The organism is Actinomycetota bacterium (genome assembly GCA_030017835.1).
GTDB lineage: Bacteria > Actinomycetota > Aquicultoria > UBA3085 > Oleimmundimicrobiaceae > Yes70-04.
This window is the reverse complement of sequence record JASEGU010000001.1, coordinates 64337-75464: the sequence shown is the minus strand read 5'-3', so window position 1 is coordinate 75464 and position 11128 is coordinate 64337. Positions and strand designations below refer to the sequence as shown.

At 52.5% G+C, this 11128-nt stretch carries 11 protein-coding genes; all 11 read right to left on the bottom strand.

Annotation, left to right across the window (positions count from 1 at the left end; all coding sequences use genetic code 11):
• Window position 1: 1 nt before the first annotated feature.
• Entirely contained in the window at window positions 2-1021 is a 1020-nt protein-coding gene (gene aroF, locus QMD53_00375) for a 3-deoxy-7-phosphoheptulonate synthase (GenBank protein ID MDI6799135.1), read from the bottom strand.
• Between the two features lie 37 nt (window positions 1022-1058).
• On the bottom strand, window positions 1059-2156 hold the full coding sequence (hisC, locus tag QMD53_00370; protein ID MDI6799134.1) for a histidinol-phosphate transaminase: 1098 nt from the start codon (window positions 2154-2156) through the stop codon (window positions 1059-1061).
• Between the two features lie 102 nt (window positions 2157-2258).
• The gene (gene cobC, locus QMD53_00365) at window positions 2259-2870 is read right to left on the bottom strand and encodes an alpha-ribazole phosphatase (protein MDI6799133.1); all 612 of its coding nucleotides are present in this window, start codon (window positions 2868-2870) and stop codon (window positions 2259-2261) included.
• 8 nt (window positions 2871-2878) lie between these two features.
• A complete protein-coding gene (cobT, locus tag QMD53_00360) occupies window positions 2879-3931 on the bottom strand; it encodes a nicotinate-nucleotide--dimethylbenzimidazole phosphoribosyltransferase (GenBank protein ID MDI6799132.1) in 1053 nt (350 codons plus the stop codon).
• Between the two features lie 13 nt (window positions 3932-3944).
• Window positions 3945-5039 carry a pyridoxal phosphate-dependent class II aminotransferase gene (locus tag QMD53_00355; GenBank protein MDI6799131.1) on the bottom strand — a complete coding sequence of 365 codons (1095 nt, stop codon included), beginning with the start codon at window positions 5037-5039 and terminating at the stop codon, window positions 3945-3947.
• Complete coding sequence (gene cobS, locus QMD53_00350) at window positions 5036-5773, bottom strand: adenosylcobinamide-GDP ribazoletransferase (protein ID MDI6799130.1); 738 nt, start codon at window positions 5771-5773, stop codon at window positions 5036-5038. The genes QMD53_00355 and cobS overlap by 4 nt, the downstream gene beginning before the upstream one ends.
• On the bottom strand, window positions 5770-6735 hold the full coding sequence (gene cbiB / locus QMD53_00345; protein MDI6799129.1) for an adenosylcobinamide-phosphate synthase CbiB: 966 nt from the start codon (window positions 6733-6735) through the stop codon (window positions 5770-5772). Before cbiB ends, cobS begins: the two co-directional genes overlap by 4 nt.
• Window positions 6732-8249 (bottom strand): cobyric acid synthase, encoded by a 1518-nt coding sequence (locus QMD53_00340; protein MDI6799128.1) that lies wholly within the window; start codon window positions 8247-8249, stop codon window positions 6732-6734. Before QMD53_00340 ends, cbiB begins: the two co-directional genes overlap by 4 nt.
• 12 nt (window positions 8250-8261) lie before the next feature.
• Window positions 8262-8789: a bifunctional adenosylcobinamide kinase/adenosylcobinamide-phosphate guanylyltransferase gene (cobU, locus tag QMD53_00335; GenBank protein MDI6799127.1), complete on the bottom strand. Its 528-nt coding sequence runs from the start codon at window positions 8787-8789 to the stop codon at window positions 8262-8264.
• Entirely contained in the window at window positions 8786-10054 is a 1269-nt protein-coding gene (locus QMD53_00330) for an ABC transporter ATP-binding protein (protein ID MDI6799126.1), read from the bottom strand. Before QMD53_00330 ends, cobU begins: the two co-directional genes overlap by 4 nt.
• On the bottom strand, window positions 10054-11040 hold the full coding sequence (locus QMD53_00325) for an iron chelate uptake ABC transporter family permease subunit (protein ID MDI6799125.1): 987 nt from the start codon (window positions 11038-11040) through the stop codon (window positions 10054-10056). The genes QMD53_00330 and QMD53_00325 overlap by 1 nt, the downstream gene beginning before the upstream one ends.
• Between the last annotated feature and the right edge of the window lie 88 nt (window positions 11041-11128).

Genomic DNA, 11128 nt, shown 5'->3' with positions numbered 1-11128 from the left:
ATCATGCTCCGATCCGTTTGGAAAAATTTTTAACCAGAGAACTTATCTCCTTCATGAGCTCGGTAAACTCTTGAGGGTTAAGAGATTGTGGCCCATCGCAGAGGGCTGATTCGGGATCCTGATGAACCTCAATCATCAGGCCATCGGCTCCGGCGGCGATTGAAGCCAGCGAGAGAGGCCCGACCAGATCCCGGCGCCCTGTCGCATGACTCGGATCGACTATGACCGGAAGATGGCTCAAACCCTTTAGGAGCGGAATGGCGCTGATGTCTAGAGTATTTCTGGTATAGGGCTCAAAGGTTCGTATCCCCCGTTCACAGAGGATTATCTCTTGATTGCCTCCTTTGGCGACATATTCGGCCGCCATCAGGAATTCTTCGATGGTGTTGCTGAAGCCTCGCTTTAAGACCACGGGCTTGTGCTGCTTGCCGACCTCAGTTAAGAGCTGGAAGTTCTGCATATTCCTCGCTCCTATCTGCAAGATGTCGGAATAGGTGGTCACGGCGTCGACGTCTCTGGTATCCATAACCTCGGTAACTATCGGAAGCCCCGTCTCTTTCCTGGCCTCGGCCAGTATCTTCAAGCCCTCGAGACCGAGTCCTTGGAAACTATACGGCGATGTCCTCGGCTTGAAAGCTCCGCCCCTATACATGGTCGCCCCGGCAGCCTTGACCGATCTCGCTGTCTCTATGGCCTGCTCCTCAGACTCAATGGAGCAAGGACCAGCTATGACGGCAAAATTTCCACCTCCGATCAAAGAGCCATTCACCTCGATAACGGTATCATCCGAGCTGAACTCGCGACTAACCAGGCGATAGGGTTTGAGAACCGGAACCACCCTCTCGACGCCTGGGAAAGCCTCTAAGGGAATGGCGGAGACCATCTCCTCTTCGCCGATTATTCCAATGATGGTCCTAAATTTACCCCTTGAGATGTGGACCTCGAGCTTGAGCTCATCCAGTTTTTCGATTACGTGATCTATCTCCTGGTTGCTAGCACTATCCTTCATTATGACAATCATCTATACCACCACCTTTTCAAATTTCAAAAATTTAAATCTACCGGCCAGTAACCTCTTTTAAGGCTAGGATGAACTTCTTGTTCTCCTCGGGACTTCCGACCGTAACCCTTATGAAGTTGGTATATGCCTCTCCGAATATCTCGCCAGATCTCACGATGACTCCCTTTTTTAGAAGCCGGCCAAAGACCTCTTTGGAGTCCTCTTTTACATCGACCAATAGAAAGTTGGCAGATGACGGGACCGCCTCGAAGCCCATTTCGCTTAAGGCTTTGGAGAGAAATTTAAGACCGGCCAGGTTGTCGGTTTTTCTAGTTGCAACCTCTTCTTTCTCCCTTAGGCTTGCAAGCGCCCCAACTTGAGCCAAGCTATTTACGTTGAAGGGCTCTCGGATCTTGTCGAGATAGGTCACAACCTCTTTGGGAGCGACACCATAGCCAATCCTAAGACCAGCCAGGCCAAAGATCTTCGAGAAGGTTCGAAGGACCACGACTCCGCCGCTTGGCGAGAAATATTTAAGGCCGCTCGCAAAATCCGGATCATCCACGTACTCGAAGTAGGCCTCGTCGAAGACGACCATGACGTGATCTGGAGTACCGTTTAAGAACTCTTCGACCTCGCTCCGGCTCACTATAGTGCCGGTTGGATTATTGGGGTTACAGATGAAGACCATCTTGGTCTTTTCGGTGATGGCCGAGCGCATGGCCGCAAGATCGTGGCGGTGACCCGTTAAGGAGACTTCGACCGGGTGGGCATTCATCATTAAAGATACGGTGGGATAGACGACGAAAGAGGGACTTGCCATCACCACCTCATCGCCAGAGTTCAAAACGGCCTGGGCAAGAAGGCGAATGAGCTCATTTGAGCCATTGCCCACGATTATCGTCGATTCTTCAACCTCAAGGTGCCTCGAAAGCGCCGACTTTAAATCCAAGCAAGCCCCGTCCGGATAGCGGTTTATGCCGAGGGAGGCCGAAGCTATCGCCTCAACTGCCGCCTGGAGCGGCGGGGTTGGTGATTCGTTGGAGGCGAGCTTTATGACTTCGCTCAAGCCAAGCTCCCTTTTGACGTCAGCAATCGGTTTTCCTGGGCTGTAAGGCCTCAATGCTTCAAGTTCTTTTCTAAAGATATCCTTCAATGCGCACCTCAAGGCGTTAATATTGAGAGCTAAAAAGATGAATGGAGTTTAACATAATGGGGACCTTTGCTCAATAAATTGCCTGCTTAAATTGGTGGAAATCTAAATGTGATTCTGATAACAGGTGTCATTCAAAAGAGTCACCATTGCCTCTTTTCTGTGAACCTCTAAGATATTGAGAGCTCCCTTATCTTGGCGAAGTTTCCAAAAACCGACCGGCTCCATGCCCAAGATAGAACCAATTATGGTCTTGATCACGCCGCCGTGAGTTACGACCAAGACCTCTCTTTCCTGGTTCTCTTCGATTATCCTATCGAAACTCTCGCTAACCCGCGATTTAAAATCATGCCACCTCTCGCCATCGGGGATCTCGTATCTTGAGACATCCAAGAGCCAGTTCGAGAGGAGGTCACCGTAAGATCTCTCTATCTCTTCGTACGTCATGCCCTCCCAGCGGCCGAAATTAATTTCATTCAAACCATTAAGGACCGAGGGGTTAATATTCAGAGCCGAAGTGGCAATCTTAAGTGTCTCTTTGGCCCTCTTTAGTTCGCTCGAATATGCCGCACTGACCCCTTTATCCTCGAGATACCTTCCAAGGGCGAGCGCCTGAGAGCGGCCCCTTAAGGTCAAAGGGATGTCTGTGACTCCCAAATATTTGCCTTGCGCGTTCCACTCGGTCTCGCCGTGACGAACGAGATACAACCTGGTCATCTTCACTCCTAAAGCTCCTTTGAGACTCCCGCTCCGTCGAATGTTGCCATCTCATTATATATCTTTATGGCGCCGTCTATCAGCCCCATGGCAAGAGCTGCTCCGGTCCCCTCTCCGAGGCGCATATCCATCATCAAGACGGGTTTTAGGCCGAGTTCGCTTAGGACCTTAAGATGGCCGGGCTCGACCGACTGGTGAGAGGCTATCATGTAACCGGTCGATTTCTTTGAGATCTTGGCCGCCACCAGGGCGGCGGCCGATGAGATGAAGCCGTCGATGACGACAGGAACTTTTGCCTTGGCCGAGCCTAAAATCAGGCCGGTTATCCCCGCAATCTCAAGGCCGCCGACCTTTGAGAGGACATCGAGCGGATCTGTGGGATCTGGGCGATTGAGCTCTATGGCCCGCCTGATCGCATCCCTCTTCACCTTCAGGGCCCCGTCGCCGATGCCCGTGCCTCGCCCGATCGCCTCGTCGAGAGAAGAGCCGGTCAAAACGGCAGCGATGGCACTGCTTGAGGTGGTATTACCGATACCCATGTCGCCCGTGCCAAGGAGCTTTGCGCCGGCCTCTACTTCAGCCATAGCAAGTTCCATTCCCACCTTGATCGCCTCGAGCGCCTCCTCTTTTGTCATGGCTGGCCCTTTTGTCATATTGTCAGTACCTGGCTTTACTTTGCGGGATATCAGACCGCCGGTTTCGAGCTCGCCGGCAACCCCGATATCGACCACCTTGACGTCCGCCCCGACGTGGCGGGCAAGAACATTTATGGCAGCCCCCCCGCCCAAAAAATTTAAGACCATCTGAGGGGTGACCTCGCTGGGAAAGGCGCTCACCCCCTCTTCTGCCACGCCGTGGTCTCCCGCCATGACGAAGATCGTCTTCTTGCCGATCTTGAGCTCATCGGTCCCGTATATTGCGGCCAGGCATTTGACCATCTCTTCAAGGGCGCCCAGACTCCCTTTGGGCTTGGTCAGATTGTCAAGACGAGCTGCTGCCCGCTTTCTCGCATCCTCGTCTAAATCCGCAAAACCGCCCGTCATATCGTCGAGTTTAAGCATGTTTTTCTCCTTTTTATGTCGTTGAAATTATCTTTCTCATTTCGGCCAAGAGGGCCAAGTTCTCCTCCTCTTTTCTGACCGCGATCCTAAAGAAGTCGCCTCCAAGACCCTCGAAAGATGAGCAGTCCCTAAGATGATAGCCGCACTTCAAAAGCTCTGCGAAGAAATCCGATCCCAAGATCTCCCTCGAATCCACCTTTATGAGAATGAAGTTTGCGCTTGATAAGAAGGCTTTGATTCCGCCGATCGCAGACAACCTCTGATACAGATCGGCCCGAAGTCTTTGATTCTCTTTCAGGCTGAAATCCTCAAAAGCTGAGTCCAAGATGGCGATTTCGGCCGCCTTCTGGGCCGGATGATTCAAGTTCCAACGGGGCGAGGCTTGCCTTATCATCTCGATGAGACCGTCCGATGCGATGGCGCAGCCGATCCTTAAGCCGGCCAAGGAATAGAACTTGGTCAAGGAGGAGAGGACGATTAGATTATCAAACTCATTTACACGATATGCCAAAGACTCGCTCTGCTTTTCGATGACGAAGTCCATGAAGGACTCATCGGAAACGATCAGAGTTTTGGAGCCTTTAGCCCTTTGTATCATGGCTATAAGCTCCTTTTTATCGTATAGCCTTCCAGTCGGATTGTTCGGGTTGGATAAAAAGATGGCCCCAAAATCATTGATTTTCAAATTTGAAGTCTTGTTTGTGAGATCGAAGCCGTCATCTTCGCTAAGGCTAAGCTTTGCGACCGGGATATCGTATGCCTTCAGCGAGGCTTCGTATTCGGAAAAATTCGGTGAGATGATGAGGGCGCCGCGAGAATCGACCAGGCGGCTTGCAACCAGATGTATCGCTTCCAAGGAGCCGCTCATTAGGGCTAAATTACCCAGGCCAAGGCCGAGTTTTTGAGATAGTATCCCCTTTAGCCTGGAGCTTTCCGGATCTGGATAATCCCTTATATCTTGCTCATCAATGGACCTTAAGTAATTAAGGACGCCTTTTGGCGGCCCAAAGGGGTTGATGTTTACGCTGAAATCTATCACCTCTCTTGGAGTGAGCCCAAGTCTTTCAAACGTTCGCTTCGGCTCGCCGCCGTGAATCATCATCTTCATGGGCGAGCTCCAATCAGGAAGATGAGAAGAAACGATATCTCAGAAAGTTCGACCACGGCGCCATAGGTGTCTCCGGTCAGCCCGCCGAGCCTTTTGTTTAATAGATATGAAATCAGAAAGGATAACAAAAGAGTGACGAGTGTGGCCAAAACAGACAGCGGGCAGAAGAAGATTGAGGAAAGCAAGAGGATGATCGGAATCGATAGGCTTTTGATATCTTTGAAAGAGTCAAAACTTTTGGCCTTGCCATCGCCCCTGGCGCAGGGGAAAAGGACCATCGAAAAGACGAGCGCTCCCCTCGCTACCAAGGGAAATAAGAGCAAAGCCAGAAATCGAAGTCGGCCATGAAGTGAGGCTATGAGAACAAATTTGAGTATGAGGTCCAAGGATAGCGAAGCCGCCCCAAATGTCCCCAGGCTGCTGTCTCTCATTATTTGAAGGCTCCTGACCCTATCCCCCCCGCCGCCCAGGATGCCGTCCAAGGTGTCTGCCAACCCGTCTAAGTGAATCGCACCGCTTAAGATGGTCGAGGCGGCAATCAGCAGAATCGATGCGGCCATGAGCGGTAAGACCATCCGTAAACCGATGTCTAAAAGGGCTAAAATAAGCCCAAAAAGGAGGCCGACTAAGGGGAAGAACCGAGCCGCCCCCTTCAATTCAGCTTCGCTCCGTCCCCTCTTGGACGGGATGGAGATGATGGACAAGAAGTTAATGGCCGATACCAGCCCGCTCACAGATGGCCTCCCAAGGGTTCGATGACCATCCTCAAGAGAACGAAGAGTCCGAGAGATAGGGCCGCCACCAAATAGTGAACCATAGCGGCCTCGCCTATCATAGACGAGCTTAAACTGGTCTTGTTTTGGCCGAGCCTGGCCCTCTCGACGAGCTTTTGCCCGTAGCTACTCGGCCCCCCAAGTTCGATCCCGAGGATCCCGGCCATCGCCGCCTCGCCGATGCCAGCGTTTGGACTCGAATGTTTTTTGGACTCCCTTATCGTCGTGATAAGAGAGCGCCGCCAATCCTTGCCCATGATAAGGGCGGCAAACGTTACCAGTAGCCCAGCTATCCTGGCCGGTATATAGCTCGCCAAATCATCCAGTTTGGCTGAGAAGAAACCTAGCTTGGCATATCTTTCGTTCTTGTAGCCGACCATCGAATCTAGGGTATTTACGGCCCGGTAAGCCATGGCAAGGGGGGGACCGCCAAGCGCCGCGTAGAAGAGAGGAGCCACGCTGCCATCGGTGATATTCTCTGAGACTGTCTCGATGGCGGCCCGTATCACAGCCCCTTCATCAAGACAATCGGTGTCTCGACCAACCAGCCCAGAAAGGCTCTCTCTTGCGCCCTGAAGACTTCCCTCTCTGAGTTCTAATCGGACCCGTTTGGCTTGTTTGACCATCTCTTTGGGGCTTATGGTCGAATATATGAGAAATATCGCAAGTAAAAAGGAGAGATGATTTGAGACCTTTCCGGCAAAAATGATGAGGTAGCGAGCCGCGATGAAGGAGATAAGAATCGTGCCGGCCGCCAAAATGAGACCTGCGAAATACTCCGTTCTACCTTTAAAAGTCTTGCTCAAAACGTTCTCTGCCTTCAAGATGAAGAGCCCAATCAGTCTGACCGGGTGAAGGGGATGCGGGGGGTCGGCAATCAAATAATCGATAAAAAAGGCGGCAAGCATCGCGTAGGCTATCAATTTGAACTCCCCTTTTTGACTATCCCTTCGAGCATCACCATGTCCAAGTTTTTGCGCAAGACCTCTGCCCAGTCATTTAGGCCCGCTTCAAAAGAGCTTATGAAGTTGAACGATGATCCCCTCTTGGCAAGGCCCTTTTTCGCTCTTATCCCGTCCAAAAAGGCCGCCCGAATTAAGTCATCTTCAAATATTCCATGGAGATAAGTCCCAAAGACCACAGCGTCTTCGCTAACCATGCCGTCCCTGCTTGTCCCCGTGGAAGACTCGATCCCAAACAAGGGGTCAGTCTCTCCAAAATCAGTTCGGCCATGATGAATCTCATAGGCTTCAAATTCGTGATCTTCTAGACCATAAAAGAGCTTGTGACTACCATTAAGGCGGGCGCGAACCCTTTCGGTCACCTTCTCTCCATGAAAGGAGGTTGAAATCGGAAGGAGTCCGAGACCTTTTGAGCTGCCCGCAAGACCGTCAATCCCCTCCATGTCGGATATCTTCTCTCCAAGCATTTGAAGACCTCCGCAAATGCCGACTATCAACCTGCCTCTAGCTCTAAGACCTATGGCCGCCTCTGCAAAACCGCTTTTGTAAAGCCAATTAAGGTCGCTAAGGGTATTCTTGCTGCCCGGAATGATCAGGACGTCGGGATCGCAAAGATCGGTTAACCTGCTCACATACCTGAGCCTTACGCCCTCTTCCAGCCTCAACGGATCGAAATCGGTAAAGTTTGATATCCTGGGAAGCCTGATTATGGCCACATCGATATCGAAGTCGCCCGTTTCATGGTCCCGTTTTGGGATTGAATCCTCCTCCTCGATGGCGATGTCGTTCATAAAAGGCAGGACCCCCAAAACCGGCTTTTTCGTCCGTTCGGTCAAGAAGTCGAGCACGGGACCAAGGAGACCTAAATCTCCCCGGAACTTGTTTATGATCAGACCCGAGACGATCTTTTTCTCATCCTCTTCGAGAAGGGAGAGGGTTCCGACGAGCGAGGCCAGCACCCCGCCCTTATCTATATCTCCGATTAGGATCACGGGAGCCTTTGCCGCTTTGGCGACCGCCATATTGACTATATCCATATCCTTCAAGTTGACCTCGGCCGGGCTGCCCGCACCTTCGATTATGATAAGTTCGCGCTCAGCCAGAAGACGGGTGAGCGAGGCGTCTATCGCCTTTTTGGCCGCACCCTTAAAGCCCTCGTGGTACTCCCTTGCGGTCAGGTTGGCGACGGGCCGCCCGTGGACGATTACTTGCGAGGCGGCCTCTCTAGTCGGTTTCAAAAGAATCGGATTGAAGTCAACGGATGGCTCGAGGCGGGCGGCCCGCGCTTGTACGGCCTGGGCTCTGCCCATCTCTTTGCCGTCCAGCGTCACAAATGAGTTTAGAGCCATATTTTGTGCCTTAAAAGGCGCAACATCCATCCCCATATCGGAGAAGATGCGGCAGAGTCCCGCAACGACTACGCTCTTTCCGACATCTGAGCCGGTCCCCTGAATCATCAGCGTCTTTGCGCTCAAACCTCTCTCCCCCTAATCCTTTATTTTGACCGGTATGCCGGCCACCATCAGATAGACCGAATCGGCCCTTCCTGCAAGGAGTTGATTTGCCTTTCCAAGGATATCGCGATAATTTCTGGCAAGTTCGTTTTCGGGAACGATCCCGGATCCGACCTCGTTGCTGACCACGATGAACTCCGCCCCTGACTCTCTGGCCGCTTTAAGTCCCTCTTTGAGCCCCTCTATGGTGAAGCTTTCCGGATCGAGGGCGGCCGCCTTGGCCGCCTCCATGCAGTTTGCCACGAAGATGGTCAAGCAATCCAAGATTGCCACGTCGCATTCCGCGCCTTTCAAGCAGGCTGAGAGATCCACATCCACTTCAAAGGTCGCCCAGTTTTTGGGGCGAGAGCGGCGATGTTTCTCGATCCTCTCTTCCATCTCTAAATCCAGCGGTTTGGCGGTCGCGATGAAGGCAACCCGCCCGCCGCTTTTGGCCAATTCTTCCGCAAAGTCGCTCTTTCCAGAGCGGGCTCCGCCCAAGATGAGCGTGAGTCTGCTCAAACGAATTCCCCCCAAGATTTTAGAACCTCCATAAGCTCGGCCCTACCTCCAACCCTTACGGCGCCCTCTCTTATCAGCTCGCCCGTCAGATCCTTAAAGCGGCCGCCAACGAAATCCCTCTCTTCGATGGGCGTCTCCTCGACTATGATCACTCTCTTGCCCGCCCTTAAGGCAAGTTGTAAGAAGATGAGATTTTTGAAGTTGCCCTTTCCTACGCAGACGTTTGAGATGATCACGACCTTGCTCTCATCGACGAGCTCCTTGTTGACCACAAAGGCCTCCTTCGAAATAGAGGAGAAGGGAGCCTCCAGAGCCGTGATGATTCCTAAGCTCCTTGCCGCCTCCTCATCGCTATCTAATACATTCAAGACACCGGCCGAGAGGTTGTAGCCTTGATGGCTCAACTCTTTCATGATGGCGGCCCCGCTGCCACTTCCTGAAATTATATGAATCCTCCCCCTTTTTTGAGCGCCCTCTGGCCCCAAGGCGCCGCTTAGAGTGGTAAAGAGGCGGCCCGTCATCGGGTTCTTGTGAACGACATTTGGGGTGGAAAAGGTTTGCTGGATGTTGGCAGAGTTAAAGACCTCTTCGGTGGGGCCATCGGCGATCACCCGGCCATCCCTCAAAAAGACGAGCCTCTTAAAATAGGCGGCAGCCAGATTGAGGTCGTGGATGACGGCAAGGACGGTTATCCCGCCCTCGCTCAGCTCACTTATGAGCTCCATTATCTCGAGTTGATAGCCGATATCGAGATGAGCCGTGGGTTCATCAAGAAGAAGGATTCCCGCCTCCTGAGCCAGGGCTTGAGCGATTATCACCCTCTGGATCTCGCCGCCCGAGAGCTCTTTGACCTTGCGATTAGCAAGATCGCCGATTCGGGTCGCCTTCATGGCCTTCTCTATGGCCAAGCGGTCAGCCGGCCTCTCCCCTTCGAACCTCTTAAGATGAGGAGTCCTTCCCATGGCCACCAACTCCCGCACGTTAAAGGAGAAGGAGATGTCGAGGCTTTGAGGAACCACTGCAATCCGTCTTGCCATCTCCTTTGCGGTCAAAGCCCCCGTATCATCGCCATTCACCTCGATCAGTCCCTTGGGAGCGAGCGAGCGTGAGAGCAGCCCAATAAGAGTGGTCTTGCCTGAGCCGTTCGGTCCGATGAGTCCGACGAATTCGCCCGGGTCGATCCGAAGATCGAGGGCCAAGACCAAATCATCTTTTGGCTGATATCCGAAGCTTAAGTTCTCGACAAGGAGAGCGGGAGCGCACATCAGATGATAACCCCCCTTCTTTTTCTCAAGAGATAGACGAAGAATGGCGCCCCGAAGAGGGCGGTGATTATTCCGAGCGGCATCTCGGTCGGAGCTATGACCACCCGGGCCAAGAGGTCCGAAAGGACCAAGAAGATGGCGCCGACAAGGGCTGAGGCCGGAATTAAAATCTTATGGTCGGGTCCGGTTAACAGTCTGACGCTGTGGGGTACGATGAGACCCACAAAACCGATTATTCCGCCGACCGAGACGGCCGCCGCGGTCAGCAGAGAGGAGGCGATTATGAGACCACGTTTAACCCTCTCAACCTCGATGCCAAGCTGACCGGCCCTCTCTTCGCCGAGGAGGAGGAGGTTGAGTTCACGAGAGTTAAAGTATATGAAGGGCAAGCCAACAAGGATGAATGGCAAGAGTACAAGGACATGGTCCCATCCCTTTGATGAGAATCCTCCCATCAGCCAGTAGATGATGAGGTGGAGATCGCGGCTTCCGATGACCATGATAAAAGAGGTCAAGGCATGAAAGAGGGCGCCGAGGGCTATTCCGGCCAGAAGGAGCGTTTCGACCGGAATCCTGCCTGACCGTTCGGCCATCTTATAGATCACAAAAACGGCAAGGGTCGCAAAGATGAAGGCAAAGGAGGCCATGATCGAAAAGCCAAATATCGACCCGCTCCTTACGAGCAAGGCCGCTATCGTCGCCCCAAGGGCCGCTCCCGAGGAGACCCCGATTATATAGGGATCGGCCATCGGATTTTTAAATATCCCTTGATAGACGACGCCCGAAACCGAGAGTGAGGCACCGACCAACACAGCTAAAGAGATCCTGACCAGCCTTATCTTAAAAAAGATGGTAGCGTAATCTGTTCCATAAGGAGTTTTGAGGGTCGCTTGGGGTGATATCAATCCTTTAAGCAGCCCGATCAGCTCGCCAAGGGGAATCCTTACGGCTCCAATCGAAGCGGCAACTGCGCAGGTTGCAAGCAAGATTAAGATCAATAATGCAAGAAGAGCGCTTCGCCCCCCTCTCTTTTGTTTCACAATTTTATTCCCACCATGTGGATATCCAAAGCGG

What these genes read in the sequence shown, in the direction of transcription:
- aroF (MDI6799135.1), bottom strand. Translation starts at nt 1,021, where the DNA reads ATGATTGTCATAATGAAGGATAGTGCTAGCAACCAGGAGATAGATCAC.
- cobC (MDI6799133.1), bottom strand. Translation starts at nt 2,870, where the DNA reads ATGACCAGGTTGTATCTCGTTCGTCACGGCGAGACCGAGTGGAACGCG.
- cobT (MDI6799132.1), bottom strand. Translation starts at nt 3,931, where the DNA reads ATGCTTAAACTCGACGATATGACGGGCGGTTTTGCGGATTTAGACGAG.
- QMD53_00355 (MDI6799131.1), bottom strand. Translation starts at nt 5,039, where the DNA reads ATGAAGATGATGATTCACGGCGGCGAGCCGAAGCGAACGTTTGAAAGA.
- QMD53_00330 (MDI6799126.1), bottom strand. Translation starts at nt 10,054, where the DNA reads ATGTGCGCTCCCGCTCTCCTTGTCGAGAACTTAAGCTTCGGATATCAG.